The following is a 26,218-nucleotide window of genomic DNA, read 5'->3' on the forward strand; positions in this document are numbered from 1 at the left end:
CTTTTCTTAATACGAAGTCTGCTAAATTAAATATTTTTTAGGCTTATAAATCACCGTGTTTTATAAAAAAAGCCTTTTCCGAATTCGGAAAAGGCTTTTGCATACTTAGTTAAATTTATAGTTTCGCTTTAATCTCAATCATATCGTAACCTTCAATAATGTCTCCAACAACGATGTCGTTAAAGCCTTCTATGTCAAGTCCACACTCATAACCGAAAGCAACTTCTTTCACATCATCTTTAAAGCGTTTTAGTGAGCCTAAAGAACCTGTGTGAATTACAATACCATCACGAATTACGCGCACTTTTGTATTACGAGTAACTTTTCCATCAAGCACATAACACCCTGCAATCGTACCAACACGGGTAATTTTAAATACCTCGCGCACCTCAATATTACAAACGATTTTTTCTTCGAACTCAGGAGCCAACATACCTTCCATGGCCGCCTTAATTTCGTTAATAGCATCGTAAATAATCGAATATAAACGAATATCAATTTCTTCAACCTCAGCTAACTTACGGGCACTTGTGCTAGGACGTACCTGGAAACCAATAATAATTGCATTTGAAGCAGAAGCTAACAAAACATCACTCTCACTAATTGCTCCAACCGATTTGTGAATAATATTAACAGCAACTTTTTCGGTTGTTAATTTTAACAACGAATCTGCTAAAGCTTCGATAGAACCGTCTACGTCACCTTTTACAATCACGTTTAATTCTTTAAAGTCACCAATCGCTAAACGTCTTCCAATCTCATCTAGGGTAATGTGTTTATGAGTTCTAATTCCTTGTTCACGCTGCAATTGTAAACGCTTATTTGCAATATCACGTGCCTCTCTCTCATCATTCATCACATTAAACTTATCTCCTGCCTGCGGCGCACCGCTCAATCCTAATACTTTAACTGGATGAGAAGGGCCTGCGGATTCAACTTTTACACCACGCTCATTAAACATGGCACGCACGCGTCCGCTGAAACTTCCAGCCAACATAATATCTCCAACTCTTAAAGTACCTGATTGAACAAGTATTGTGGACACATATCCACGTCCTTCTTCCATACTCGCTTCAATTACTGAACCTACAGCGTTTCTATCAGGATTTGCCTTAAGATCCATCATGTCAGCTTCCAGCAATACTTTTTCTAAAAGTAAATCAATGTTCAAGCCTTGTTTCGCTGATACTTCCTGGCATTGATATTTACCTCCCCACTCTTCTACCAAAATATTCATGGCTGATAAGCCTTCACGTATTTTATCAGGATTAGCTCCCGGTCTGTCAATTTTATTAATAGCAAAAATCATCGGAACAGCTGCTGCCTGAGCGTGATTAATTGCCTCTTTTGTTTGTGGCATAATGTTATCATCAGCAGCAATCACGATAATAGCTATATCTGTGATTTTTGCTCCGCGTGCACGCATCGCGGTAAACGCCTCGTGACCAGGCGTGTCAAGAAAAGTCATACTTCGCCCGTCAACCAGCTTTACATTGTATGCTCCAATATGCTGAGTAATTCCTCCTGCTTCACCAGCAACCACATTCGCTTTACGAATAAAGTCAAGTAACGACGTTTTACCATGATCTACGTGACCCATAACCGTGACAATTGGCGGTCTTTGCATTAAATCCTCTGGTGCATCTTTTTCGTCTTCTTTTATAGACTCTAATTCTTCTGCGGTGCCAAATTCTACCTTATAACCAAACTCTTCAGCTACAATAGAAATAGTTTCAGCATCCAAACGTTGATTAATCGAAACAAATAAACCTAAAGACATACAGGTAGAAATAATCTGCGTTACCTGAACATCCATCATTTGTGCCAATTGATTTGCGCTCACAAACTCAGCAACCGTTAGTAGCTTTTTGTCTGCTTCCGCAATTTCAGCCCTCTCAGCCATTTTATCGCGAATCTCTCCACGCTTCTCACGGCGATATTTTGATGTTTTTGACTTATTACCCTTCTCACTCAAACGCGCGAGTGTCTCTTTAATCTGTGCCTGAATTTCCTCTTCAGTTAACTCATGGCGAGGCTTACCAGGTGTTGTTGCGCCTGTAGGTTTCTTAGCCCGTGGATCTCCATATTTTTCCTTTGCTCTTTCACGAGCAATTGCAGATTGTTCTTTTCCAACCTTTTTAATTTCTTCTTGCGACAAGCCTCCTTTTCGGATCCGCTTACGTTTTTTCTTATCAGCTGCGCTAGCGGCAGTATTATTTGCAGCCTTTTTGGGCGTTTCCTTAATTACAGGCAACTCTACCCTTCCAAGAATTTTTGGTCCTTCCAGTTTTTCATACTTGGTAATTAGGAATTCTTCTTTCACTTCCGGAGCCTCTTCTTTCTTTTCTACTGGCGGCTCTTCTTCTACTTCTTCGACTATTTTCTTTTTTACTCTCTTTGTGCTTTCTGTCTCTGCTGCTGCTTCCGATTTTGTAACCTTCTCCGCATCCTTTTCCTTTTTTGTTTTCTTATCGGGCTTGGTTTTAAGATTCATGGAATCAAGATCAACCTTACCAACAACCTTAGGGCCTTCACTAACTACAGGCTCTTTTTTTATGATAGGTGTATCAATCTTAATTTCCGTTTTTCTTTTTGGTTCAGCGATTTCCTTTTCTTCAGGGGTTGTCTTTAATGGAACTTCTTCAGCGTTTGATAAAGTAAGGTCTTTAATAACCACTTCATCTGCTTCTTCATCCTTTTGTTTCTTAGGCTTTATCTCGTCTAAAACTATTGTTTCGCGTTTTAGCTTATTGTTGTTTTGAGCAACCGTTTCAGCTTCTTCGCGAGCTGATTTATCACTTGAGAATTCTTTCAGCAAATGGTTGTACTCCTCATCGCCAATCTTAGCGTTGGGATTACTATCCACAGGCAAACCCTTAGAGCCAAGGAATTCCACTATCTTCCCGAGAGAAAGATTGAATTCTTTAGCCACCTTGCTTAATCGAAGTGTTTTAGCTCCTTCTGACATATTTTACTTTAAATCGTTCTAAATTAATTATCCGGTTATTCAGGGAACCGCAAAACCTCCTTTTTAGTCTTCAAATTCGGCACTCAGAACATCTCGCACACTTTGTATTGTCTCTACACTTATACCCGTGCGGCGAATAAGCTCGTCGTCGCTCAATTCTAAAACAGATTTAGCTGTGTCGCAACCAATTGATTTAAGTTGTTCGATAATATCTGCTTCAATTTCGTCAGAAAACTCTTCCAAATCTACGTCTTCCGTCTCAACATCAATATCTGTGTCACGGAACACATCAATTTCGTAACCTGTCAATTTTCCAGCTAATTTAATATTAAATCCTCCTTTTCCAATCGCCAAGCTAATCTGATCAGGCTTTAAAAACACCTCAGCACGTTTCGTCTCTTCATCAATTTTAATAGTTGTAATCTTTGCAGGACTTAACGAACGTTGAATTAATAAAGTTGAATTATTCGTGAAATTAATAACATCAATGTTCTCGTTTTTTAATTCGCGTACAATACCATGAATTCTAGATCCCTTCATACCAACACAAGCGCCAACTGGATCAATTCTATCATCATAACTTTCAACAGCTACTTTTGCTCTTTCACCTGGCTCGCGTACAATTTTCTTAATTGTAATTAATCCATCAAAAATTTCAGGCACTTCTGTTTCAAACAAACGCTCTAAGAACACTGGCGATGTACGGGAAACAATAATCGATGGCGTTCCATTTTTTAAATCTACCTTAGATACAACCGCTTTAACAGTATCGCCTTTTTTGAAAAAGTCTGAGGGAATTTGTTCCGTTTTAGGCAACAACAATTCGTTTCCTTCATCGTCCATCAACATGATTTCTTTTTTCCAAACCTGGTATACTTCCGCTGTAATAACATCTCCAACTTTTTCCTTGTACTTGTTATAGATTTCGCTTTTCTCAAGTTCAAGAATTTTTTGAACTAAGTTCTGACGTACCGATAATACAGCACGACGACCAAAGTCTTCCAATTTTACTTTTTCAGAAACATCTTCTCCAATTTCAAAATCGGGTTCTATCTTTTGGGCGTCTGAAAAACTAATGTGTTTATTCTCATCGTAATCAAAAGAATCTTCTGCAAACTCATCATCAACAATTTTACGGTTTTTATAAATCTCTACGTCTCCCTTATCTGGATTAACAATGATGTCAAAATTTTTATCTGAGCCGTATTTTTTTATAAGCATGCTACGAAACACATCTTCAATAATGCTCATTAATGTCGCTCGGTCAATGTTTTTGATGTCTTTAAATTCCGAGAACGACTCTATCAGGTTTACGCCTTCCATGGTTTGTTTTGTTTATTACGAAACAGAGTTTTTTAACTGCTTCTTTTGGTTAATATTTAAGTTTAATTTTTGACTCTTTTATTTGATTGTGCTTTATTACGTGTTGTTTTACAACGGTAATTTTTCCCTTTCCAATTGGTTTATTTTCGCGAACGCTGTATTCCAGCTTAACTTCTTCTTCATTACATTCAACCAAGTCTCCTTCAGCCTTTGTCCCATCCTCCAGTCTAATTTCAAAAGTGCGTCCAATATGTTTTTTGTATTGTCGGGGCAATACTAACGGCGTTGTTGCGCCATGCGAACTCACATCTAAAGCATAATCTTCTTTATCTCTATCTAAACTTCCTTCAATGACTCTACTAACAGCAACACAATCTTTAATCGTTACTCCCTCATCGCCATCAATAAAAACATTAATATGGTTATCTGAGCCAATTTTAATTCCCGTAACATACATGTTAGTTTGGTTTAAATACTGGTTTGCGAGTTGAAGAATATGTTCTTTTTTAATCAAAATTTTTGTCAATAAAATAGGGGACTTTTGTCCCCTTCCCTTTTAATCTTATTTTCAGGGCACAAATATAAGCAATATTTTATATATAAAAAAACAAAAAATATTACAAAAAAACCTTGGCCTAACCAACCTTTTGATCAAACAATTCGTCATAGTTGTATAAAGGATCCCAAAAAAGTAAAAAGAATGAAAAAAGGAACATTAAAAACGATTATAATTCTAGTGGCGTTGTTGTTTATAAACATTGAGGCGGCTCAGGCAGGGCTTGTAAACAAATTTAAGATATATATCCGTCACGAGTTTTCAGATTACCAATTATTATACTTGGTTGCAGGAGCTTTGTTTCTGGGGTTTTTAAGCTACATTGTTTTTACACCTGTTTTTATCGGTAAACGGAAGTGGGCTTGGCTGAGCTATTATTCTTACAATCCTAATCGCCATCATTATCAGAGTAAACGCGAAATGATTAAAAAAATATCGGGAATTCTTCAAAACAACTAAGCTTCAGATCAAGTTCATTACTAAACAGTTAGACTTTTTCCTTTGTTAAATATCAAGAATTTTCGAAAAAAGATCCTCAATTGTGTAGTTAAAGTTTTGTTTTAGCACCGATATTTTTATTTTTGTGGCAAAATTTTAAATCTAAAATAATGTCTGACATTGCAAACAAAGTAAAATCAATCATCGTAGATAAATTAGGTGTTGATGAAAAAGAAGTAACTCCAACAGCTAGCTTTACAAATGATTTAGGCGCTGATTCACTGGATACAGTTGAGTTAATCATGGAATTTGAAAAAGAATTTAACATCGCGATTCCTGATGAGCAAGCTGAAAAAATTGGAACCGTGGGTGATGCTATCTCTTACATTGAGGCTAACGCAAAAAACTAATTCTACCATATGCAACTAAAACGTGTAGTAGTTACAGGTCTGGGCGCTGTCACCCCATTGGGCAATAGTGTTAACGACTATTGGAACAACCTTATAAATGGAGTTAGCGGAGCTGCACCTATTACACGTTTTGATGCATCTAAATTTAAAACCCGTTTTGCCTGTGAGGTTAAAGGGTTCAATCCAGAAGATTATTTCGACAAAAAAGAAGCCAGAAAACTTGATGCTTATTCTTGGTACGGTATTGCTGCAAGTGCGCAAGCTGTTGAAGATAGCGGTTTGATGGCTGAAAATATTGATAAAAACGAGATTGGGGTTATTTGGGGTAGTGGTATTGGTGGTTTAGATACTTTCCAAACAGAAACCTTCGCTTTTGCAAAAGGTGATGGCACACCTCGTTTTAATCCTTTTTTTATTCCAAAAATGATTGCTGATATATGTAGCGGTCATATTTCTATGCGTTTTGGGTTTAGAGGACCGAATTTCACAACCGTTTCGGCTTGTGCCTCATCAACGAACGCTATGATTGATGCATTTAACTACATTCGTCTTGGAAAAGCCAACGCAATTGTTACTGGTGGTAGTGAAGCCGCTATTAATGAAAGTGGCATGGGCGGTTTTAACGCCTGTCAAGCAATGAGCACGCGGAATGAAGACGCATCTAAAGCCTCCCGTCCTTATGACAAAGATCGTGATGGTTTTGTATTGGGTGAAGGCGGTGGAGCAATTATTCTTGAAGAGTTAGAACATGCACTGGCACGTGGTGCTAAAATTTATGCCGAGATTATTGGCGGCGGAATGAGTGCTGACGCGCATCACATTACTGCCCCGCATCCTGAAGGCTTAGGTGCTACCTTAGTTATGAAACGTGCGCTTAAAGACGCTGGTTTAGCCGGAACTGAAGTAGACTACATCAATACACACGGTACAAGTACTCCGCTCGGTGATACAGCTGAATTAAAGGCTATTGTAAACGTTTTTGGCGAACATGCTTACAAACTAAACATTAGTTCCACAAAAAGCATGACGGGCCATTTATTAGGCGCTGCAGGTGCGATTGAAGCCATGGCTGCTATTCTTGCAGTTAAAAACGGCATTATCCCTCCTACAATTAACCACACAACTCCAGATCCTGAAATAGATCCTAAACTTAACTTAACACTTAACACCATGCAGAAACGTAATGTTGACGTGGCAATAAGTAATACTTTTGGTTTTGGCGGACACAACGCAGCCGTTGTGATTAGAAAATTTAATCCATAAAATTTTGGCTCTAAAAAGACTATTATCGCTATTAAATCCAAAGGATATCAAAAGCGATAAGGGTTTTAAAAACTGGATCAAATCAACAACTGGATATTCTCCAAAAAACATTTCATTATATCAGCAGGCATTTTTTCATAGCAGCATTTCTGTGAAGAGAAGCGGCACAACAGTAAGCAACGAAAGATTAGAATTTCTTGGCGATGCCTTGCTTGGCGCAATTGTTGCAGATTATCTTTTTAAAATGTATCCTTACAAGGACGAGGGTTTTCTTACACAACTCCGTAGTAAAATTGTAAACGGTCAAAGCTTAAGAGATCTTGCATTAAAATTTGGATTCAATCATTTTCTCAAGGCTAGCCTTACAAAAGACGAAAAAACAAAATCAAGTGCGTATGGCGATGCCTTCGAGGCCCTTATTGGTGCCGTTTATCTCGATATGGGTTACAACAAAACCAAAACTTTCGTTATTTCTCGTATTCTTAAAATTCATATTGACATTGATAGTCTTGCTAAAACTAACGAAGATTACAAAAGTCAATTGCAAATTTTTTGTCAAAAAAATAAATACTTACTCGAGTATAAATTATTAAGCGAGGAAAGAATTGGTGCTAATAAAATGTATGTTATTGAAGTGTATGTGAATCACAACGCCTATACAAAGTTTGAAAGTTATAGTAAACGCACCGCTGAACAAAAAGCGGCACAGCTTACTTTAGAACTATTAAATAAAGAACGTGGCTAAATATGTTTTAAATACGAGCGATGACGATCTTGATTTTGCTTTAATCGGTCTGACGTGTCTCGAAAATCAATACACTGTTTCAGCGCTTATTGATGATGCTCTTAAAATAAATCTGTTTCTCAGTGGTTACATACCTTTCAATCTTAAAGACAGTCGCGTTTTTAAATTTTCGCTTTATAATTTTCTCGATGAAGAACTTGGATTGGAGTATTTCCTAATTCCAAATAACAGCAATCTTGAAGAACCGAATCCCAATGGCCCTGCAGATAGCTCAAACGCTTACAATCTTTTTGCCGGAATAGAAGTGGACGAAAGCGTTAAGCTTATCAAGGAACTATCCAAAACAGATTATTTATTAATCTTAAAAGGCGAAGATCTTCATAATTACCAATTTAAAATTATTGAAAAACTAAAAAATCTCCCTGAAATCATTCAGATACAAGCTATAGAACCTCAGGACTTGCCGAGTAGGAGAAATTTAATCTTTTAACCTCTGTCATTCATTTTTCTAAATATCTTTACAAAATGGATGAGCTTAAAAACCATATTACCAAACTCAGAGAAGATTTTACAAAGGGAACACTAAGCGAAGCCGATGTGTCAACAGATCCCTTCTTACAATTTACTTACTGGTTGCAACAAGCCGTCGACTCAAAAATTCCAGAAGTGCAGGCGGCAAACCTTGCCACTGTGTCTTCAGAAGGCAAGCCTTCTTCACGGATTGTTTATTTGCGCGAGTTTGAAAAAAATAATTTCTCTTTTTATACGAATTACAATTCCAGAAAAGCGAAAGATCTGGAACAAAATCCACATACCTGCTTAACTTTTTTTTGGCCAGAGTTAGAAAGGCAAGTCCGCATTGAAGGAAAGGTTGAAAAAACAAGTGCCGCGCAAAGTGATGCTTATTTCAATGCGCGTCCTTATGATTCGAAAGTTGGAGCTTGGTCTAGTGAGCAAAGTAACCTGCTTTTTTCTCGTGGTGAATTAGAAATAAAAATTGAAGAAATAAAAAAATTATATAACCCTGAAACCATTAAAAGACCAGACTTCTGGGGAGGATATATTTTAAAAGCCAACTATTATGAATTTTGGCAGGGCCGTAAAAGTAGACTACACGATAGAATTTCTTACAGATTACAAAATAACAATTGGTTAATTTCAAGATTATCTCCATAAACTATTATGACAAAAGAAGAAAAAATAAAAAACTTTGACGCTAACGGAATCGGACAATTAAACGATGGTATGTTTGGCTTACCTTTTACCCTTGAAGAATGTGAAACCGTACTAATTCCTGTGCCCTGGGAAGTAACAGTTAGTTACGGTGGTGGAACAGCAGATGGTCCGCAAGCCATATTAGACGCTAGTTACCAGGTTGACCTTTATGATCCGCTCGTAAAAGATGCCTGGAAAAAAGGAATTTGCATGGATGAAATTAACGGTGAAGTGCGCTCTAAAAGTAATGCCTTACGATCTAAAGCTGAAAGTTATATTGAAGCCTTAGCAAGTGGCGAAAAAGAAAACGATCCAAAACTAAAAGCTGTTTCCGATAGTATAAAAAAAGAATGTTTATGGTTAAACACTTGGGTTAAAAATCGGGTGTTGTATTTTATAAACCAAAATAAATGTGTAGGTCTCATTGGTGGAGATCACTCTACACCTCTTGGAATGATGCAAGCCTTATCAGAGAAGTATGAAAATTTTGCTGTTCTTCAAATCGACGCACATGCAGATTTACGTGATGCCTACGAAGGTTTTGAGTTTTCTCATGCTTCCATTATGTTTAATGCTTTAAAAATTAAACAAGTTGAGAAATTAGTGCAAGTTGGAATCAGAGATTACTGTGAAGACGAATTAAACATCATTAACGAAAGTAATGGAAGAATAAAAACTTTTTTTGATCGCGACATAAAGTATGCTCAGTTTAATGGCGACAGCTGGGATAGAATTTGCAACCGCATAATAAACGAATTGCCTCAAAATGTTTATTTGAGCTTTGATATTGATGGCCTTGATCCAAAATTATGTCCGAACACCGGAACTCCAGTTGCTGGCGGGTTTGAGACGGATCAAATTTTATTTCTACTTGAAAAACTGGTAAACAGCGGCAGAAAAATTATTGCCTTTGATTTAAATGAAGTTAGTCCGGCCGAAGATAACGATTGGGATGCCAACGTTGCAGCTCGTATTGTATACCGTATTGCTAACATGACCGCGCAGAGTCAAGGCCGTTAAATAAATGATTAAGTGAGATTTCTGCCATTATACTTGTTAAGTTTTATGCTCCTTAGTTCTACTTTATATTCTAAGAAACTGAAGGAAGGGAACTATCGTGGGGTGCTTTTTCTTAATGAAGAGGCAGGAATTGAACTACCGTTTAATTTCACAGTCATTTACAAAAACAAAAAACCAATAATTGAAATACGCAATGCAGATGAGCGTATTACGATAGATGAAATAACAATCATAGGCGACTCTGTTAATTTCAAAATGCCGATTTTTGACACAGAATTTAAAACGGTACTGGCAGGTCGCGATTTAGAAGGCGTTTGGATAAATAATTACAAGACTCAAAAAAATAAAATAAAATTCAAAGCTACTTTCGGAGAAACAAAACGCTTTTTATTTACTCCCGAAGAACCAAATCCGCTATTTGAAGGTAAATGGGAAGTAACTTTTTCTCCTAACGAAAAAGAAAGTTCCAAAGCAATTGGAATATTTAAGCACCTTGAACAAACAGATTATATTACAGGAACCTTTTTGACAGAAACTGGCGATTACCGTTATCTTGAAGGAATTAAGAATGGCAATCAACTATTTTTATCGGCATTCGATGGAAGTCATGCTTTTTTATTTACAGCAGAATATTCCAATGAAACCTTAAGCGGAACTTTTTATTCTGGTTCAAGTTGGCAAGAGTCTTGGATAGGAAAACGAAATCCTACATTCAAACTTAGAGATGCGGAAGAAATAAGTTTTGCAAAAAACAAAGACGAAAAATTAAATTTTAGTTTTCCGAACCTTGAGGGAAAACAAATTTCTTTATCAGACAAGCGGTATGAAAACAAACCGGTAGTTGTGCAGATAATGGGAAGTTGGTGTCCAAATTGTATGGACGAAAGTGCTTATTTTTCTACGATATATAAGCTTTATAAAGATCAGGGTCTTGAAATAATCGCCCTTGCTTTTGAAAAAACTACAGATTTTGAAAAAGCAAAAAAACAAGTCGCCCGTTTAAAAACACGGTTAAATATTGATTACGAGATTTTAATTACGCAACAAACTGGAAAAGATAAAGCCAGTGAAACGCTTACTGCTCTTAACAAAATAACAGCATTTCCCACCACACTTTTTTTAAATAAAGAACATAAAGTGGTTAAAGTACATACTGGATTTAATGGTCCTGCTACAGGAAATGAATACGTGATCTTTAAACAAAGAACTGAAAATCTTATTAAAAATTTATTAAAAAAATAAAAGCATGTTTACAGGAATTATTGAAACACTTGCAAAAGTTGAAAAAATAGAAAAAGAAAATTCCAATGTGCATTTTACTTTTTCGAGTGCAATTACTAACGAATTAAAAATTGATCAAAGCATTGCGCATAATGGCGTTTGCTTGACTGTTGTTCGAATTGAAGGAGATAACTATACTGTTACCGCCATTGATGAAACTTTAAAAAGAACCAATCTCAGTGATTTAAATTTGGGTTCACTTGTAAACCTTGAACGCTGCATGCCCGCTAATGGTCGCTTCGACGGACATATAGTGCAAGGACATGTTGACGCAACCGGAATTTGCAAGGAAGTGAAAAATCTAAATGGCAGCTGGGAGTTTGTTTTTGAGCACGAAAAAAATAAAACCAACATCACTGTTGAAAAAGGAAGTATTACAATTAACGGAGTTAGTTTAACCGTTGTAAAATCAACAGAAACTACTTTTTCTGTGCACATTATCCCCTATACATTTGAGAATACTAATTTTAATACCTTTAAACCTGGTTCAAAAATAAATTTAGAATTTGATGTGATTGGAAAATATGTCGCAAAACTGCTTGGTAAAAATTAAATCCTAGTTGCTTTTTAGCATTCCGAAAATTTGCAGAATTCCCCACAGAAACAGCGCAAGTAACACAAGAAAAAACAAACCCTTTAGTTTTGCTTTAAAACCATTAGAGGGGCTAGAGGGGCTTATTTGCTCTTCATTATCAATCTCTTCAGTCGACTCAAGGCCTCTTTCTTTTCTAAGTCGAGAAAGAAATTCTTCTTTGGTTTCCTCTTGCATACTTAACTTGCTTACAAGTTAATACACTTAAAATTAAGAGTGGTTCAGTCCTTTTAAATTAATTTAATACTAATGGACAGTTATTGTTTTTATTCACGAACAATTTTTTTGTGCTGCTCACTCTGTTATAAATAATTTTCACAAAATAAAGTCCTTTGCTTTGCAAACTTAGGTCGAAAATTGCCTTAATTACGCAAGTCTCTTAAGGAACTGACAGGGTCAAAAAGAAAAAGGGAACCAAATTGGTTCCCTTTTTAATTAATTCATTGTCAGTATTTTGTATTTTGATTACCCTCTTTTTCAAGTATCTTTATGATGACGGATTAATCATAGAACGGAATCTGTATTTTAATGAATGCATTACCTATCCTAACTTTTAAGGATGTTTTTCCGAATGAAGAAGTGCCAAACTTGGAAGAATTACTTAAGCAAGCTGGCTCTGAACGAGTGCTAGACTGTCTGTGTTATATAGTCGCCCAGCTTCATTTGAATCCTTACGATCAAAGGCAATAAAAGTTCATTTTGGGATATCTCTGCAACCTTCAGCCATCAGAGTTTAAATTAAAAATTGGAGCTGGCCTAGATAAAACGTTTGGACCCGATAGAGATACTGATAGCAACCCGAACCAAAGACAAATATTAGCGTTTTCTACTCATTCGGTGCTCACCATGATAACCATTCTACTTAGAAACAAAATTATACATCTTATTCAGAAAGAAGCGACAAAGGAAGAACAATTCTTGTCTCTAGCAGAAAAGCGTATGGTTCTCACTGCTAACCTGATCGCTAAAGAATACGTGAATAAAACTCCTGCGATTCCAGACGGTCTCACTAATTACACGGAACTAGTCTGTGCTCATTTCTGGCCAAATCTTATAAACACTCATGAACTACTGACAAGGATGTAAGGGTAATTGACGAATCTGAAAAGAAAAACCAGGACTTCTATGTAAGTAGAAATAACAAAATCATCCTTATTGAATTTAAAGATGCCCCGATGCGGAAGTTTGATACTTATAAAGAGATAAAGAATCAAATTGATAGTAAGTTGAATCAGGTAAACAAGGGGACTGGACAACTAAAGAGTTTGATAAACTAGAAACTAACATTAACATCTTTGAGTCGGCTGATTCAAAACTAAATCCTGCTGACATTGTTGTTTATCCAATGATTGTAGTGACAGAGCCATTATTTGCTGTTTCTGGTGCTGTTCAGCACCTCAATAAAGAACTTATTAAACGAATAGGAAATATCAAGTATTCCTTTGCCGTTAAACCTTTAGTTTTGGTGGACCAAGATTTTTTCTTGGGTACTCATGACCTTTTCAAATTTGGAAAAGCTGATTTATTTGACTGTATCGAATATTATTATGAAAAGGATGCGCAAGCAAATAGCTCGCCACATAACCCAACTAGTTATGACTTCAGCTTTTTAAACGGTTTTCCTCAACATTTAAGTCACATATTTCCTGAATTTGATAGTTCAGCATTCAGCACATCAGGGACTTTAGCAAATATTGTATCCACAAAATTAACCCTCCAAAAGAAATAAGATGGATTCTACTAGAGTTGAAATAAGCAGTAAATCGCTTGATGCACTAATCAAGGGGATTGTCGATAAGAGTGCAACAAATCTATTCATAGCAGCAAAGTAAATGATAATTTACCATGATTTTTAAAACTATACATTTTAACTTTAATTTCTTTAAGCAGTTTGCCAGCGGTAACTTTGAGTTTGTGAGAAGTGAATTTCAGTTTATCTTCAATTTTTTTTAACTAAAAAAGTCTTTTCTTCAGTACACTTTTTAAGACTTCTGTTATTTTCAACACCGCTGGACAAACCAAAGTGTTTCTATAAGTAATGTCTAAAATCTGATGCATTTTTTTTCTATTGGTATGCGGGTATTCGCGACAAGCTGTTGGACGACTTTCGTATATAGAACAATAGTTTTCTTTATCTAAAAAAGGACAAGGGGCTTTTTGTAAAACAAAATCTCCCTCTTCGTCCATAAAAAGATAGGTTTGAATAAAGTTGCCAGGTTTAATTTTGAGTGCCTCTGCAGCGCGCTCTATATCGCGTTGATAAAATATAGGTGAAGTTGTTTTACAACAATTAGCACAGGCTAAACAATTTGTATTTTGAAATACCTCTTCGTGGGCTTTGTGAAAAATTTTATCTAAATTTTTCGGAGGCTTACCTTTGAGTTTTTTAAAATAGGTTTGATTGCTTTTTTTCTGTTGCTCAGCCTTTTTATTAAAATCCTCAAGATTCATTTTGTTAATTAAAAACCCCGACTAAATGCCAGGGCTAATTTTAATTTATTCTGCTTTTCTAGCGGCTTTCTTCGCTGCTTTTTTTGGAGCTGCTTTTTTTGGAGCTGCTTTTTTATCTGCAGTGCTTGCTTTTGTAGTAGTTTTTTTCTTTTTTGGACGTGTTACTCCTGTTGATCCAATGTGAATTTTACCACGTTTAGTTCTTTTATCTCCTTTTCCCATAATATTAGTTTAGTTTTATGTAAAAGTAAAAAATTATCTTTACCAAACAAAAATTAGAATTAGCCTCAAGGCAATAATCACCTTAATAAAAACAGTATTAAAAACACCTTTCATAAACAAGAGCGCTTGTGCAGCAAAAAACAAATGGAAGTACTTTTTAGTAAGGGCAGCGGTATTACTGCGTATCCTATTAAAGTAATGTTCTGTGAAACTCCTGTCGATCTTGTCTTTCCGGCACAGGCAATGTTTGTTGCTCCAAAACGTAATTTCAAACGCGCTCACGATAGAAACAAACTTAAACGTAGAATGCGTGAAGCCTACCGTTTGAACAAAAACACTTTTTACTATAACTTAAAACTAAACGACAAAAAAAATCTTCTGGCTTTTATTTACATAGGTAAAAAGGAGGAGAGTTATGATCTAATCCAAAAATCAATTCTAAAATTAATTTTAGGAGTTCTAAATCACAAAATCAAATAACTATTTTTTACTTGCCTCTTTTAGATAAGAATCTAAGGCGCCCGTCATGCTTGGGTTTTTCGGATTTGGTGCAAAAACATCTAATCTGTACCCGAGGGTTTTAACCATTAAGGCTGTAGCGTGACCAAAAGCCGCTATACGAATATTTCCTTGCTTAAGATTAGGGAAATTATGTTTTAGCGATTTAATTCCTGCTGGTGTAAAAAACACAAGCATATCAAAATCAGCTAACGACTTAATGTCTTTTAAATCGGCGCTAACCGTTTTATAAAAAATTGCTTTTGTAAATGTTATTTTCACCTCATCAAGAAAATCAACAATTTGTTCTTTATGAGCGTCGCTTGAAGGGAGCAGAAACTTTTCGGCTTTGTTCTTACGAATAACATCAACTAGATCTATAATGGTTCCATGACCGAAAAAGATTTTACGTTTACGGTACTGAATGTATTTTTGTAAATAATAGGCTGTTTGTTCATTGATGCAAAAATACTTCATGCTTTCTGGAACCGTAATGCGCATCTCCTGACAGATCCTGAAATAATGATCTACAGCTAATTTACTTGTTAATATGACAGCTCCGTGTTCTAAAATATCAATACGTTGAGCCCTAAACTCTTGCGCATTTAGTCCTTCTACCCTAATAAACTGTCTAAACGTTAAATCAATATGATATTTTTTTGCGAGATCATGGTATGGGTTTTTCTCCGTTTCAACCGGCTTTGGCTGCGAAACAAGGATTTGTCTCACCTTAATTTTAGGAAAATTACTTAGTTCGATATTTGGAGGCGGGGGTAGTGCTATAACCTGTTTTTTAGAAGACTTTCGAACGCGTTTAATAACATGAGCCTTCTCGATACTCTCTTTGTATTCAGAATTAGTAATCACCTTTTTTTCCTTAACGGCCTTAACTACAGTTACAAGAGGTTTTTTTGAAACTGCTTTCACAGTAGACGGCTTAGTAAGGCCTTTCGTGATTTTGACAGGAACTTTGAACGATTTTTTCTTTTTAGGTGCGGCAGCCTTTTTAAGGTTTTGCAACGACTTTTTAACTTTCTTTTTTGCGACCTTTTTTTTGATCACGCTTTTCTGTGCTGACATTAATTGCCCTTGGTTTAAAAAGTTTCAATTATATATTTTACGAGTACAAAAACAGGTAAAATTTCCAAAGCGCAAAAGTAGGAAAAAATTTGCAATAAACCTATTCTTTCAACCACCAAACTCATTAAAACTCCCCTGTACCATTTAAGCAAAACAGCAGTGCCTAAAACCAATGAAGCGCACCAGATAAATATAAGAGGATTAAATTTACTAAACTCCATAAGCACTATTAACGGGAAAAGAAAAAGCCCAAAACTTTGATTCACCAGCATAGAACTTATACCGTACTCAGTGATTACTTTCCTTTGATTTGTAAAAACAACCAAAGATCGATTTACAATCCCTTTAAATGAAAAAACGATAAGTACCAATACGAAGAAAAAACAAAATTGAATTAAGTGTCCCGTTTCTAATAAAACAAATCTGTTTACAACATTTATCTTATATATTAAGAACGAAACATTCAAAATAAACAAGAGATTCAGAGCTAGAGAATAAAACTTAAACGGGTTAGACTCTTCTCTTTCTAACTGTTGTAATATCTGCTTGCTAAAAGTGGACTGAATGATTCTAATAACGGTAGAAAAAGATCCGATTTTTATAAGAACTAATAAAAACAGACAAATAAACAAAAACACCGAAGGCCAAATAAGATCGTGGGTTATTTTAACTATTGGAACAAGGTTTTGCTTTTGTAAAAGATGTTTGTAAAAAATATGTTGCGTTTCAAGTGATATCACATTACAATGCAAATGTCCGTGAAATGCAGAAGCCAAATTTTACCTGTCCTTTAGACCAAGTATCTGTAGTATAGGGGATAAAATTATTCTCAGTTAACCCACTTGCGTTGGTATAAAATAGACTAAACACGTGTCCTCCGGTTTCAATTTCAAAACCTAGCGATAAAGGATTAAACACTTTACTATTACCCTGGTAAAATGCTGCTGCATTGTAAAAATAATCCCCAATAAAACTTAATCTTTTTGTAAGCTTAATTCTACCTCCAATTCCCATGCTAAAAAATCCATTTACATCCTGGGCATTTCCATTATCTGTGTTTATATTTTCTTTAATAAAATTCCGGTGCATATAGCTTGGTAATAATTCAAGCGACAACCATTCGGTTAATTTACTGGCAATAATCAATTGACTAAAATAATTAAATCGGTGCGCTTCATTTGTTTTAAAGTCCTTAACAACGCCTGCGTAAATAGCTGAAGTTGGTGCGTGTGAATAACCAACACTTGTAAAAAAAGCCAAAGATATTGGCATACTGAAATTTGTAGTTTGTTGAAGGATTTTCCATTTCAAACTTGCATCAGCTAATTTATTAAGTTTACTTCTGCCTATTCCTACTGTTAGGTTATCCAATAGTCCATAATCAAAACTTATGCGTATATCTGACGCATTATCAAATCCCAAAAAAGTTTGAAAGGTCTCATTTATAGGATTCTTAAGATTAGAATCATAAATATTTCCAAAACGGTGGCTAATCCTAAAATCAAGGTGCTTTTTCTTTACAGTTTCGATGGTTTGGGCATTTCCGATTCTAACTGTTTTAAATGTTGCATAAACCTTTTTAGGCCCCTCTTCTTTATTGTCATCTATTAGGCTTAAGAGGTCCTCTTGGGACAATAAAGAACTGATTGGTAAGACACAGGCGAAAATTAAAATCGTTTTTTTAAGTATACTCATAATTAATGGGGTTATTTTTTTTGGTAAGGCTCTAAAACTACATTAAACATTACATCCACAACTTCTGCAATGTTTTTTACGTACATAGATGGTACTTTAATATTATAATCTGATACTTTGACTTTAAATTTTGAATATAATTTCAGATCATTTCCGGTTTTTGAAACTGTTCCATCAATTGTAACATCCTTGGTAACTCCATGTAATTCCATTTTTCCTGTAATGGTAACTTTTTGCTCCCCATCTTTTGTGTAATCAACCGTTTCGTTTATTTTGCCTTTAAATACACATTTCGGAAACTTTGTTGTTTCCATGTAATTTTCATTAAAATGTTCTTCCATTAATGCATTCTTAAATTTAAAATTTTGAACACTTATACTCATTTGAATATCATTTGTAGTTGTTTTAAAAACGACAGACGCGCTTTTATTCACAGCCTCAATGTTCTCTAATGGAGCTTCAGAGAAAAAACTAATAGAAGTTTCTCCCGATTTAGCGGTAAATATTTGTGCTTTTACACCAACACTGAATACTAAGGCAATAAGAATAATTGTTTTTTTCATAGCTTTAATTTTAACCAAATTTATAATATTTCTTTTAAATCGCAATCTTCTAAAAATTTTCCCGTCAATCTTGGGAAAGCAAAGGCTTTTAGCTGTTTCAAGTTGATTGGCGTAAATTGATTTGTGTCAAGTTTTGGTTTATTGCTTTTGGTGAATTTTTTACTTACGCTAATTACATAAAATTTAGCAAATAAATGTTGGTGGCTCAATATATGTTTGTATTGTTTAGATACATATTTCAAGCCAAACTTTGATGTGACGATTGATTTAAACTCTGCGGATTCAAATAACTGTTCCTGCGAAGTCTCCATTTCCGATTCTTGAAGTTTAAACTCATAGAGGCCTTGCCATATATCACCAGCCTGGCGTTTACGTATGAGTACATCTTTGTTTTTATCAGCTAGTACAAGGTAATTAAAATAGCGTTTTCTGATTTTTGCTTTTTTTGTTTTTATTGGCAACTCTGAAACTATTTTTGTTTTGAAAGCAAAACAACGACTATTCAGAATACAGGCATTGCAATCTGGATTATTTGGCTTACAAAATTGAGAACCAAATTCCATTATAGCCTGGTTGTGTATCGCCGGGTTCTTTTTATCCAATAATTGATCCGCTAAGTCTTGAAACTTTGATTTTGCCGCAGATGAATCGATAGGCGTTTTAATTCCAAAAACACGACTTAATACTCTATATACGTTACCATCAACAACTGCATGAGGCAAATCATACGCGAAACTTGCAATTGCTGCCGCGGTATATGTTCCAACGCCTTTTAGGTTTTTTATTTCAGAGTGTTTCTGCGGGAAAACCCCGGCATAAGTATTCAATATCATCTTAGCCGAAGCATGCAGATTTCTAGCTCGCGAATAATAACCTAAGCCCTGCCAAAGCTTTAAAACTTCATCTTCGGGGGCTTTGGCCAAATGCTTTATAGAGGGGTATTTGTTTACAAACTTTAAATAATAGCTAAGTCCCTGAGCTACCTGAGTTTGTTGTAAAATAATCTCAGAAAGCCAGATTTTGTAAGCGTCTTTTTCATGTCTCCAAGGTAAATCGCGTTTATTTTCTTGGTACCACGTAATTATTGCTTTACTAAACCATTTTTCCATTTCTGGTTTAAAAATACTTTATATCCATGGTTTTTGCAGGAAATCTTTAAAATTCAAAAAAAATTTTCAAATGACAATAATAGTAGTATCTTTGCTGCCCGTTTTAAAATACAATTAATTGATTTTAAATAGTTTGTAAAAATGACCAAGGCAGATATAGTTAACGAAATTTCAGAAAAAACCGGCATAGAAAAAATGGCTGTGCAGGCTACCGTTGAAGCGTTCATGAAGACGATTCGTAATTCGATGGTAGAAGGTAAAAATGTTTATTTAAGAGGGTTTGGAACCTTTGTAGTAAAAAAACGTGCAGAAAAAATTGGACGTAATATTTCTAAAAACACTACAGTAGTTATTCCAGCGCATTATATACCGGCTTTTAAAGCCGCAAAAACTTTTTCAGACAGGGTGAAGCGCAATGTAAAAACCGCCGAACCAATGCCTAAAAACATTGATTGATAAACAGCATGGGCTCCAAAAAAAAGCAGTTACTACTTGTCCTTGGCGCTCTTGTTCTTTTCGTTCTTTTATTTATTGCTCCGAAACTCGCACCTAAAAATTCAGAAAAAACTGGTCTAGACCAAAATTCTGAAAAAGCAAAAGTTTCTACAGATGGAAATCTAAGTGTTTACTTAAATCTAGCTACAAAAAATGTGAGTTTAGATCAAAAAGGAAACATAGATAAGCTTCTTGCTGAAAAAAACTACGATAGTTTAGCTTTCACCTGGACCAAATTAAAAAGGCCCGATTTAGCTGCCCATTATGCAGAAGAGTTAGCTAAAGTTAAAAACACTTCCGATACTTGGTTTAACGCTGGAAATAGGTATTACTATTCCGTTCAGTTCATTCAAGATAAATCAGAGGTTCCGGTTTTGTACCAATGTGCAATGCGTTGTTATAACAACGGATTAAAACTTGATCCAAAAAACACAGATGCTAAAATTATGTTAGCTTCTTGTTATGTTGAAGGAACGCAAAACCCAATGGAAGGTGTAAGCAGACTGAAAGAAATTGAAAAAACAGACAGTAACAACGTAAAACTGCAGCTTACCTTTGCTTTTTTTTCTGTAAAAAGTCAGCAATTGGATAAAGCCATAAATCGCTTTAAAAAGATTTTGCAAATAGACAGCACTTATATTGAAGCATACTTACATCTAGCAGATGCATACGAGCAACGTGGTGAAACAGAAAACACAATTCTTGTTCTTGAGAAATATTCTTCAAAAACAAACGATGTAACGGCGCAAATTGAAATAAACAAATACATTAAACAATTAAAAGAAAATAAACATTAACAATTAAAAATTAGCATTATGCCAAGCGGAAAGAAAAGAAAAAGACATAAAATGGCAACTCACAAACGCAAAAAACGTTTGAGGAAGAATCGCCATAAGAAAAAATAATCAGTTTTAGCTGATTTTTAAACGTAACTTATTGCTGCGGAAGAATCGTATTGACTTTTCCGTTGCAGTAACTTATAATTTTCAACAGATTTTATTAGGACTGTTTTGGGCATTTCCTGAAACGATTTAGCTTTTGCTAGTTTAAATCATTTATCTGTTTTCGGCTTTTAAAATATAAATTAAAAATATTAAGCGCGTGAATCAAGAATTAATAATTAATTCCACGCCTAACGAGGTTGTTATAGCACTGCTGCACGATAAACGTCTGGTAGAGCTTCACCGCGAGAAAAATAATTCCAAATTTTCGGTAGGCGATATTTATTTAGGAAGGGCAAAAAAGGTCATGACCGGCCTTAATGCAGCTTTTGTGGATGTTGGATATGAAAAGGATGCATTTTTGCATTATCTAGATCTGGGGCCCCAGGCAAATTCTCTCATTAAGTACGTTGAAACAACTCAAAACGGAAAACAAAACGTGAGTAATCTCATGTACTTTAAAAATGAGTCTGAGATAAAAAAAGACGGAAAAATTAATGAAATAATTAAATCGGGTCAGAATTTGTTAGTGCAGGTAGCAAAAGAACCTATCAGTGCTAAAGGACCTCGTATTACCACTGAGATAAGTCTTGCCGGACGTTACCTGGTTTTGATTCCTTTTTCTGATAAAATCTCTGTTTCTTCTAAACTTAGAAATTATGAGGAAAAAGCGCGATTAAAAGATTTAATGCAAAAAATTAAACCAAAGAATTTTGGAGTAATTGTGCGCACGGTTGCTGAGGGTAAATCTGTTTCTGATCTTGAAGGTGATTTAAATGATCTTATTAAACGTTGGGAAGAATGTTATCAAGCTATCAAAACCTCACAGCCTCCAATGAGGGTGTTAGGAGAGGTTGATAGAAGTAATGCAATTCTTCGCGATTTTTTAAACGCTTCTTTTAATGCAATCCATGTAAACGATGCAACTGTTTTTGAAGATCTTAAAGCTTATATAAAAACCATTTCACCTGATAAAGTTGACATACTAAAATTATATACCGGTAAACTTCCAATTTTTGATGGTTTAGGTGTTGAGAAACAAATTAAAAGCTTGTTTGGTAAAACCGTTCACATGAAAAGTGGTGCTTATCTTGTTATTGAACATACAGAAGCGCTTCACGTTTTTGATGTAAATAGCGGTAACCGTGCCAAAAGCGATAACACACAAGAACAAAACGCACTCGAAGTAAATTTGGAAGCAGCTGTAGAGGTTGCGCGCCAACTCAAAGTGCGTGATATGGGTGGTATTATTGTAGTTGATTTTATCGACATGCACGGCGCAGAAAATCGCAAATTACTCTTTGATAAATTAAAAGAGGAAATGAAAAGCGATCGTGCAAAGCATAATATTTTACCTCCAAGCAAATTTGGTTTGATTCAAATTACCCGTCAACGCTTACGTCCCGAGGTAAATATTGAAGTCATCGAAACTTGCCCTAGTTGCGGTGGCACAGGTACAGTACAACCAAGCATTTTATTTGTTGACCAAATCGAGAACACCCTTCGTTTTATTATGAAGGAGCAAAATCAAAAGAACATTACTTTACACATTCACCCATACGTTGAAGCATTCATTAAAAAAGACGGTTTTTTAAGAAGCCGTCAATGGAAATGGTATTTCGAACACAAGCAATGGGTTAAAGTAGAAGGAATGGCCAGTCAAGGAATTTTAGAATACAAATTCTTTAACAAGGACATGGATGAAATAGCTGTTTAGCTATTAAACCTAAAATTTTAAAAGCCTCTTTATTGAGGCTTTTTTGTTTTTAAACCTTAGGAGAAATGTAGAACCAACTGGGTATGTCTTCCTAAACGGCGAAAAACAGGCTGTTGTTCAACTTTTGAAAATTGCTTTTCAAGGTGCATCACAATTCTCTGTGCAACCCCCGTTAGGCACAGCGTCTCGCTACGTCTTTTTAAACAAGGCTTCTAGCCTTAACAGGAACGGTAAGTGAATATATGAAAAGAAAATAATAGAATCGTCTTACCTTCCCCCAATAAACCTTTTACTAACGGTACCAAACTTGTCGCTTATAGCATTTGTATCTTAGTCTAAAACTTAAGAGCAATTGAGATTGTAGATGACAAAATAAAATCAAAAAAGCCTATCCATTATAGAACAACCTGTAATTCTTTAGGAGTATTCATCATTCCCTCGTCTTTATGGCCTTTATTAGCTGCAGACACTATGGGGTACGGCCTGTTAAACGTTTCCTGAGAAATCTTAAAATATTCAGAAAGTTTGCGAATTATGTTTTTTGAAAGTCCTTTTTTATAACTTAAAATTTTACTCAAAGTACCTTTAGAAATTTCGAGAATCTTCATCATTTGTTCCCTTTTTAAGTTATGATTCTCCATCAGAAATTTAATTAATTCAACCGGGTCGCTTTCTTCGTTTTTCAGATTTTCTCTTTCCCAGGTTTCAATTAAAACTTCAAGAAGCTCTCTATCATCTTCGTACTTATCTGATGGCTCTTCGCACAAGTCTATAAGCTTAGCGGTATATTCTTTATACTGTTCTTTGCTTTTTATAACCTTAAACTTATTCATTTTATCTGCGTTTTAATATGTACTAATAATTAATTTCTGCACTTCTGTAAGTCTATTGTATTCTTCATGTGTTCCAATCTAATTCACATATAAATGTATTTTATAGGTCTCACTTTTTTAATAATAAAATCAAAATTTATAAGAACATATTATTCTAAAAGCATTCGAACTATTTCCACCTAAATCAAAAACCACTCTGTTTGAACCATTAGACAATAAATTTCCTTTTACGGTTTTAGTTATATCTATTGGTTCTTCCCACTCAGCATTTTTAATTGCAGTTAACCACGCGACAAATAGTTTTCTTCCATTGGAATGATTGTCCGCGAAGTCCTCTATTGTTTCCTGAAGAAATAGTCTAACCTTCATATAAATATACGTATAAAAACCAAAAAAAGTTTCACAAAAGGAAACTTTTTAATTTTATATTGTTTTTCGCAGGCAAATGTCTTATAATCAAATAAATGCGCTTATTTTTGGTGCGTTAAAAGGTTATTCTCGTTACCGGAGAGGCTTTTTTCTACTTTTTAAGAAAAAGTCAAAACCAACTGTGTATGCTTTCCAAGGCGACGAAAGATTGGTTGTGTCTCAACTTTCGAAAATTGTTTTTCGAGGTGCATCACAATTCTCTGTGCAGACTCTGCCTTTTTTAATAAAGGTGTGTGTTGATCTTTATTGCCATTTAATACATTCAAAAAACTAGCCCACTCTTGAAGAGTAGAAGAATTAGAAGATGCGACTTGTGCGTTCATTTTACGTTGTATTAGTTGTTGAGAACAAAACTACTACGTTTAGTAGTATTATGTTGCTATGTTTTATAGTAAGTTTGGTATAATAGCTTTCTATGAGGTTTTTTAACACCAAAACCAAAGTGCTAATGGCAATTTCTTTAGAATTCCTAATTTGATTTCTTCTAATTAATCCAGTAATTTGAAGGGTTTAATACAATTTTATTATGGCTAATATTTTTGAATTTAATGGGTACAAGCCGGTAATTGATCGAAGCGCGTTCATTCACCCCAATGCAACGGTAACAGGAAATGTCATTATCGGGAAAAACGTGTATGTGGGTCCAGGTGCAGCAATTCGTGGCGATTGGGGTCAAATTATAATTGAAGATGATTGCAATGTGCAAGAAAATTGCACCATACATATGTTTCCTGGAACAACAGTTCTGCTTAAAGAATCGGCACACGTAGGTCATGGCGCTATTATACACGGTGCAACACTCGGCAAAAACTGCTTAATAGGAATGAATTCTGTGATTATGGATAACGCCGTTATTGGCGACGAATGTATTATCGGCGCTTTAAGCATGGTGCCGGCAGAGATGGTGATTGAAAAAAGAAAAGTTGTAGTTGGTAATCCAGCCAAAGTAATTAAAGACGTAAGTGATGACATGATTGAATGGAAAACGAAGGGCACAAAATTGTATCAGCAACTTCCATCAGATTGTCACTCCTCTCTAAAGCCTTGTGAACCTTTAACTAGGATGCCCGCCTTCAGACCACAGCAACAAGACGAATACAAAACCTGGCAAAAAGAAAAGAAAAAATAGAATCTTCTTTATAAAATACTTTCAAAAATTTTATGATTCTATGTGAAAAAGTAATGTAAACGGACAGTTCTTAAGCAAGCTTGGCTTTTAAAATTCGCGTTTTTTTCGTTAATTTAAGTTCTTAAAATCAATTTATATGGCAAAGACAAAATCAATAATAACAGCTAATTCTACCAAGTTTTTATACGAGTACCTTAATAATCCGTCGCCAACTGGTTTTGAAAGTAGTGGCCAGAAAATATGGCTGAATTACATTAAACCATACATAGACGAATATTTTATAGATACATACGGAACGGCAGTAGGAGTAATTAATCCAAAAGCAGAATACAAAGTTGTGATTGAAGCTCATGCTGATGAAATTAGCTGGTTTGTGCATTATATTACAAAGGATGGTTTTATTTACCTGCGTAGAAACGGAGGAAGTGATCATCAAATAGCGCCTTCCATGCGCGTTGATATACATACGGATAAAGGCATAGTGAAAGGTGTTTTTGGCTGGCCGGCAATTCATGTACGTGATGCAGCCAAAGAAGAGAGTCCAACCCTAAAGAACATTTTTTTAGATCTTGGATGTAAATCTGATAAAGAAGTAGAGGCCTTAGGCGTTCACGTGGGTTGTGTTGTTACCTATCAAGATGAATTGATGGAACTTAATAATCGCTACTATACTGGCAGAGCTCTTGATAACCGTATTGGTGGGTTTATGATTGCTGAGGTTGCACGTATGCTGAAAGAAAACAAAGACAAACTTCCTTTTGGTTTATACATTGTTAATTCTGTTCAGGAAGAAGTTGGATTAAATGGAGCAACCATGATTGCTCGTAAAATAAATCCAAACGTAGCCATTGTTACCGATGTGTGTCATGACACTCAAAGTCCGATGATGAACAAAATTGCAAGCGGTGATTTGGCATGCGGTAAAGGGCCTGTGGTAAGTTACGCACCTGCAGTACAAAACAATCTTTTAAAACTTGTTATAGATGCTGCTAAGAAAAATAAAATTCCTTTCCAACGTCAGGCTGCATCACGTGCAACCGGAACTGATACAGATGCTTTTGCGTATGCTACCGATGGTATAGCTTCAGCACTTATTTCTTTACCATTGCGTTATATGCACACTACTGTTGAAACCGTTCATAAGCAAGACGTGGAAGAAGTAATTAAACTTATTTATCATTCTCTAAAGAGTATTAAAAACAATCAGGATTTTAGATACATCAAATAGTTATAAGTGTTTAATTT

General features: G+C 35.3%; 31 protein-coding genes. 17 read left to right on the plus strand and 14 right to left on the minus strand.

What is annotated here, in order from left to right:
- Positions 1 to 115: 115 nt before the first annotated feature.
- From infB to rimP, 3 genes are all read right to left on the minus strand, one after another.
- Positions 116 to 2,968, minus strand: a complete 2,853-nt coding sequence (infB, locus tag P2086_RS03465) for a translation initiation factor IF-2 (RefSeq protein ID WP_317899043.1) — start codon at positions 2,966 to 2,968, stop codon at positions 116 to 118.
- Between the two features lie 63 nt (positions 2,969 to 3,031).
- Positions 3,032 to 4,291, minus strand: a complete 1,260-nt coding sequence (nusA, locus tag P2086_RS03470; protein WP_317899044.1) for a transcription termination factor NusA — start codon at positions 4,289 to 4,291, stop codon at positions 3,032 to 3,034.
- 49 nt (positions 4,292 to 4,340) lie between these two features.
- Positions 4,341 to 4,805 (minus strand): ribosome assembly cofactor RimP, encoded by a 465-nt coding sequence (rimP, locus tag P2086_RS03475; RefSeq protein ID WP_317899045.1) that lies wholly within the window; start codon positions 4,803 to 4,805, stop codon positions 4,341 to 4,343.
- Between the two features lie 186 nt (positions 4,806 to 4,991).
- Here rimP and P2086_RS03480 point away from each other — a divergent pair, with 186 nt between their 5' ends.
- The 9 genes from P2086_RS03480 (at position 4,992) to P2086_RS03520 (ending at position 11,772) form a co-directional block, all read left to right on the plus strand.
- The gene (locus tag P2086_RS03480; RefSeq protein WP_317899046.1) at positions 4,992 to 5,306 is read left to right on the plus strand and encodes a hypothetical protein; all 315 of its coding nucleotides are present in this window, start codon (positions 4,992 to 4,994) and stop codon (positions 5,304 to 5,306) included.
- Between the two features lie 149 nt (positions 5,307 to 5,455).
- Entirely contained in the window at positions 5,456 to 5,695 is a 240-nt protein-coding gene (locus tag P2086_RS03485; protein WP_096091457.1) for an acyl carrier protein, read from the plus strand.
- A gap of 9 nt (positions 5,696 to 5,704) precedes the next feature.
- Complete coding sequence (gene fabF, locus P2086_RS03490; protein WP_317899047.1) at positions 5,705 to 6,958, plus strand: beta-ketoacyl-ACP synthase II; 1,254 nt, start codon at positions 5,705 to 5,707, stop codon at positions 6,956 to 6,958.
- Between the two features lie 4 nt (positions 6,959 to 6,962).
- Complete coding sequence (rnc, locus tag P2086_RS03495; protein WP_317899048.1) at positions 6,963 to 7,703, plus strand: ribonuclease III; 741 nt, start codon at positions 6,963 to 6,965, stop codon at positions 7,701 to 7,703.
- Complete coding sequence (locus tag P2086_RS03500; protein WP_317899049.1) at positions 7,696 to 8,193, plus strand: IPExxxVDY family protein; 498 nt, start codon at positions 7,696 to 7,698, stop codon at positions 8,191 to 8,193. Before rnc ends, P2086_RS03500 begins: the two co-directional genes overlap by 8 nt.
- A gap of 35 nt (positions 8,194 to 8,228) precedes the next feature.
- Positions 8,229 to 8,879 (plus strand): pyridoxamine 5'-phosphate oxidase, encoded by a 651-nt coding sequence (gene pdxH / locus P2086_RS03505; RefSeq protein ID WP_317899050.1) that lies wholly within the window; start codon positions 8,229 to 8,231, stop codon positions 8,877 to 8,879.
- Positions 8,880 to 8,885: 6 nt separating this feature from the next.
- Positions 8,886 to 9,938 (plus strand): agmatinase family protein, encoded by a 1,053-nt coding sequence (locus tag P2086_RS03510; RefSeq protein ID WP_317899051.1) that lies wholly within the window; start codon positions 8,886 to 8,888, stop codon positions 9,936 to 9,938.
- Positions 9,939 to 9,983: 45 nt separating this feature from the next.
- Positions 9,984 to 11,180: a TlpA disulfide reductase family protein gene (locus P2086_RS03515; protein ID WP_317899052.1), complete on the plus strand. Its 1,197-nt coding sequence runs from the start codon at positions 9,984 to 9,986 to the stop codon at positions 11,178 to 11,180.
- A 4-nt stretch (positions 11,181 to 11,184) separates the two neighbouring features.
- Positions 11,185 to 11,772 carry a riboflavin synthase gene (locus tag P2086_RS03520; protein ID WP_317899053.1) on the plus strand — a complete coding sequence of 196 codons (588 nt, stop codon included), beginning with the start codon at positions 11,185 to 11,187 and terminating at the stop codon, positions 11,770 to 11,772.
- A gap of 3 nt (positions 11,773 to 11,775) precedes the next feature.
- Here the strand turns inward: P2086_RS03520 and P2086_RS03525 are convergent, their stop codons facing one another.
- Entirely contained in the window at positions 11,776 to 11,988 is a 213-nt protein-coding gene (locus P2086_RS03525) for a hypothetical protein (RefSeq protein ID WP_317899054.1), read from the minus strand.
- Positions 11,989 to 12,510: 522 nt separating this feature from the next.
- On the opposite strand from P2086_RS03525, the gene P2086_RS03530 reads away from it, so the two are divergent.
- A complete protein-coding gene (locus tag P2086_RS03530; protein WP_317899055.1) occupies positions 12,511 to 12,897 on the plus strand; it encodes a hypothetical protein in 387 nt (128 codons plus the stop codon).
- A 259-nt stretch (positions 12,898 to 13,156) separates the two neighbouring features.
- Positions 13,157 to 13,540, plus strand: coding sequence for a hypothetical protein (locus P2086_RS03535; protein ID WP_317899056.1), 384 nt, complete (start codon positions 13,157 to 13,159; stop codon positions 13,538 to 13,540).
- Positions 13,541 to 13,764: 224 nt separating this feature from the next.
- On the opposite strand, the gene P2086_RS03540 is transcribed toward P2086_RS03535, so the two are convergent.
- Positions 13,765 to 14,262: a YkgJ family cysteine cluster protein gene (locus P2086_RS03540; RefSeq protein ID WP_317899057.1), complete on the minus strand. Its 498-nt coding sequence runs from the start codon at positions 14,260 to 14,262 to the stop codon at positions 13,765 to 13,767.
- A 45-nt stretch (positions 14,263 to 14,307) separates the two neighbouring features.
- The gene (locus P2086_RS03545; RefSeq protein ID WP_317899058.1) at positions 14,308 to 14,484 is read right to left on the minus strand and encodes a 30S ribosomal protein THX; all 177 of its coding nucleotides are present in this window, start codon (positions 14,482 to 14,484) and stop codon (positions 14,308 to 14,310) included.
- Between the two features lie 144 nt (positions 14,485 to 14,628).
- Between P2086_RS03545 and P2086_RS03550 the strand changes: the two genes are divergently transcribed.
- A complete protein-coding gene (locus P2086_RS03550; RefSeq protein ID WP_396127454.1) occupies positions 14,629 to 14,964 on the plus strand; it encodes a ribonuclease P protein component in 336 nt (111 codons plus the stop codon).
- Here the strand turns inward: P2086_RS03550 and P2086_RS03555 are convergent, their stop codons facing one another.
- Genes P2086_RS03555 through mutY form a run of 5 tightly spaced genes read right to left on the minus strand, consistent with a single transcriptional unit; the run spans position 14,965 to position 19,429 of the window.
- Positions 14,965 to 16,062 (minus strand): uroporphyrinogen-III synthase, encoded by a 1,098-nt coding sequence (locus tag P2086_RS03555; RefSeq protein ID WP_317899059.1) that lies wholly within the window; start codon positions 16,060 to 16,062, stop codon positions 14,965 to 14,967. It abuts the gene before it with no gap.
- Between the two features lie 14 nt (positions 16,063 to 16,076).
- The gene (locus P2086_RS03560) at positions 16,077 to 16,802 is read right to left on the minus strand and encodes a DUF4271 domain-containing protein (protein WP_317899060.1); all 726 of its coding nucleotides are present in this window, start codon (positions 16,800 to 16,802) and stop codon (positions 16,077 to 16,079) included.
- Between the two features lies 1 nt (position 16,803).
- A complete protein-coding gene (locus P2086_RS03565) occupies positions 16,804 to 17,757 on the minus strand; it encodes a DUF5777 family beta-barrel protein (protein WP_317899061.1) in 954 nt (317 codons plus the stop codon).
- 11 nt (positions 17,758 to 17,768) lie between these two features.
- A complete protein-coding gene (locus P2086_RS03570; RefSeq protein WP_317899062.1) occupies positions 17,769 to 18,320 on the minus strand; it encodes a YceI family protein in 552 nt (183 codons plus the stop codon).
- 20 nt (positions 18,321 to 18,340) lie between these two features.
- Complete coding sequence (gene mutY / locus P2086_RS03575) at positions 18,341 to 19,429, minus strand: A/G-specific adenine glycosylase (protein WP_317899063.1); 1,089 nt, start codon at positions 19,427 to 19,429, stop codon at positions 18,341 to 18,343.
- A gap of 141 nt (positions 19,430 to 19,570) precedes the next feature.
- Between mutY and P2086_RS03580 the strand changes: the two genes are divergently transcribed.
- The 3 genes from P2086_RS03580 to P2086_RS03590 all read left to right on the plus strand — a co-directional run bounded on the left by P2086_RS03580 (position 19,571) and on the right by P2086_RS03590 (position 22,582).
- Positions 19,571 to 19,885 (plus strand): HU family DNA-binding protein, encoded by a 315-nt coding sequence (locus P2086_RS03580; RefSeq protein WP_317899064.1) that lies wholly within the window; start codon positions 19,571 to 19,573, stop codon positions 19,883 to 19,885.
- 8 nt (positions 19,886 to 19,893) lie between these two features.
- The gene (locus P2086_RS03585; protein ID WP_317899065.1) at positions 19,894 to 20,721 is read left to right on the plus strand and encodes a tetratricopeptide repeat protein; all 828 of its coding nucleotides are present in this window, start codon (positions 19,894 to 19,896) and stop codon (positions 20,719 to 20,721) included.
- A gap of 304 nt (positions 20,722 to 21,025) precedes the next feature.
- Positions 21,026 to 22,582 carry an Rne/Rng family ribonuclease gene (locus P2086_RS03590; RefSeq protein ID WP_317899066.1) on the plus strand — a complete coding sequence of 519 codons (1,557 nt, stop codon included), beginning with the start codon at positions 21,026 to 21,028 and terminating at the stop codon, positions 22,580 to 22,582.
- Between the two features lie 395 nt (positions 22,583 to 22,977).
- Here the strand turns inward: P2086_RS03590 and P2086_RS03595 are convergent, their stop codons facing one another.
- From P2086_RS03595 to P2086_RS03605, 3 genes are all read right to left on the minus strand, one after another.
- Positions 22,978 to 23,415 (minus strand): helix-turn-helix domain-containing protein, encoded by a 438-nt coding sequence (locus P2086_RS03595; protein ID WP_317899067.1) that lies wholly within the window; start codon positions 23,413 to 23,415, stop codon positions 22,978 to 22,980.
- Between the two features lie 129 nt (positions 23,416 to 23,544).
- A complete protein-coding gene (locus P2086_RS03600) occupies positions 23,545 to 23,784 on the minus strand; it encodes a type II toxin-antitoxin system HigB family toxin (RefSeq protein WP_317899068.1) in 240 nt (79 codons plus the stop codon).
- Positions 23,785 to 23,942: 158 nt separating this feature from the next.
- Positions 23,943 to 24,167 (minus strand): hypothetical protein, encoded by a 225-nt coding sequence (locus P2086_RS03605; RefSeq protein WP_317899069.1) that lies wholly within the window; start codon positions 24,165 to 24,167, stop codon positions 23,943 to 23,945.
- A gap of 203 nt (positions 24,168 to 24,370) precedes the next feature.
- Between P2086_RS03605 and P2086_RS03610 the strand changes: the two genes are divergently transcribed.
- Positions 24,371 to 24,973, plus strand: coding sequence for an acyltransferase (locus tag P2086_RS03610; protein WP_317899070.1), 603 nt, complete (start codon positions 24,371 to 24,373; stop codon positions 24,971 to 24,973).
- A 136-nt stretch (positions 24,974 to 25,109) separates the two neighbouring features.
- A complete protein-coding gene (locus P2086_RS03615) occupies positions 25,110 to 26,201 on the plus strand; it encodes a M42 family metallopeptidase (RefSeq protein ID WP_317899071.1) in 1,092 nt (363 codons plus the stop codon).
- Positions 26,202 to 26,218: the final 17 nt, after the last annotated feature.

Source organism: Aurantibacillus circumpalustris (genome assembly GCF_029625215.1).
GTDB lineage: Bacteria > Bacteroidota > Bacteroidia > B-17B0 > Aurantibacillaceae > Aurantibacillus > Aurantibacillus circumpalustris.

Excerpts from the sequence above, each read along its gene's own strand:
- infB (WP_317899043.1), bottom strand. The coding sequence starts at position 2,968 with ATGTCAGAAGGAGCTAAAACACTTCGATTAAGCAAGGTGGCTAAAGAA.
- nusA (WP_317899044.1), bottom strand. The coding sequence starts at position 4,291 with ATGGAAGGCGTAAACCTGATAGAGTCGTTCTCGGAATTTAAAGACATC.
- P2086_RS03480 (WP_317899046.1), top strand. The coding sequence starts at position 4,992 with ATGAAAAAAGGAACATTAAAAACGATTATAATTCTAGTGGCGTTGTTG.
- P2086_RS03485 (WP_096091457.1), top strand. The coding sequence starts at position 5,456 with ATGTCTGACATTGCAAACAAAGTAAAATCAATCATCGTAGATAAATTA.
- fabF (WP_317899047.1), top strand. The coding sequence starts at position 5,705 with ATGCAACTAAAACGTGTAGTAGTTACAGGTCTGGGCGCTGTCACCCCA.
- pdxH (WP_317899050.1), top strand. The coding sequence starts at position 8,229 with ATGGATGAGCTTAAAAACCATATTACCAAACTCAGAGAAGATTTTACA.
- P2086_RS03510 (WP_317899051.1), top strand. The coding sequence starts at position 8,886 with ATGACAAAAGAAGAAAAAATAAAAAACTTTGACGCTAACGGAATCGGA.
- P2086_RS03515 (WP_317899052.1), top strand. The coding sequence starts at position 9,984 with ATGCTCCTTAGTTCTACTTTATATTCTAAGAAACTGAAGGAAGGGAAC.
- P2086_RS03520 (WP_317899053.1), top strand. The coding sequence starts at position 11,185 with ATGTTTACAGGAATTATTGAAACACTTGCAAAAGTTGAAAAAATAGAA.
- P2086_RS03525 (WP_317899054.1), bottom strand. The coding sequence starts at position 11,988 with ATGCAAGAGGAAACCAAAGAAGAATTTCTTTCTCGACTTAGAAAAGAA.
- P2086_RS03535 (WP_317899056.1), top strand. The coding sequence starts at position 13,157 with ATGATTGTAGTGACAGAGCCATTATTTGCTGTTTCTGGTGCTGTTCAG.
- P2086_RS03540 (WP_317899057.1), bottom strand. The coding sequence starts at position 14,262 with ATGAATCTTGAGGATTTTAATAAAAAGGCTGAGCAACAGAAAAAAAGC.
- P2086_RS03545 (WP_317899058.1), bottom strand. The coding sequence starts at position 14,484 with ATGGGAAAAGGAGATAAAAGAACTAAACGTGGTAAAATTCACATTGGA.
- P2086_RS03550 (WP_396127454.1), top strand. The coding sequence starts at position 14,629 with ATGGAAGTACTTTTTAGTAAGGGCAGCGGTATTACTGCGTATCCTATT.
- P2086_RS03555 (WP_317899059.1), bottom strand. The coding sequence starts at position 16,062 with ATGTCAGCACAGAAAAGCGTGATCAAAAAAAAGGTCGCAAAAAAGAAA.
- P2086_RS03565 (WP_317899061.1), bottom strand. The coding sequence starts at position 17,757 with ATGAGTATACTTAAAAAAACGATTTTAATTTTCGCCTGTGTCTTACCA.
- P2086_RS03570 (WP_317899062.1), bottom strand. The coding sequence starts at position 18,320 with ATGAAAAAAACAATTATTCTTATTGCCTTAGTATTCAGTGTTGGTGTA.
- mutY (WP_317899063.1), bottom strand. The coding sequence starts at position 19,429 with ATGGAAAAATGGTTTAGTAAAGCAATAATTACGTGGTACCAAGAAAAT.
- P2086_RS03580 (WP_317899064.1), top strand. The coding sequence starts at position 19,571 with ATGACCAAGGCAGATATAGTTAACGAAATTTCAGAAAAAACCGGCATA.
- P2086_RS03585 (WP_317899065.1), top strand. The coding sequence starts at position 19,894 with ATGGGCTCCAAAAAAAAGCAGTTACTACTTGTCCTTGGCGCTCTTGTT.
- P2086_RS03595 (WP_317899067.1), bottom strand. The coding sequence starts at position 23,415 with ATGAATAAGTTTAAGGTTATAAAAAGCAAAGAACAGTATAAAGAATAT.
- P2086_RS03600 (WP_317899068.1), bottom strand. The coding sequence starts at position 23,784 with ATGAAGGTTAGACTATTTCTTCAGGAAACAATAGAGGACTTCGCGGAC.
- P2086_RS03605 (WP_317899069.1), bottom strand. The coding sequence starts at position 24,167 with ATGAACGCACAAGTCGCATCTTCTAATTCTTCTACTCTTCAAGAGTGG.
- P2086_RS03610 (WP_317899070.1), top strand. The coding sequence starts at position 24,371 with ATGGCTAATATTTTTGAATTTAATGGGTACAAGCCGGTAATTGATCGA.
- P2086_RS03615 (WP_317899071.1), top strand. The coding sequence starts at position 25,110 with ATGGCAAAGACAAAATCAATAATAACAGCTAATTCTACCAAGTTTTTA.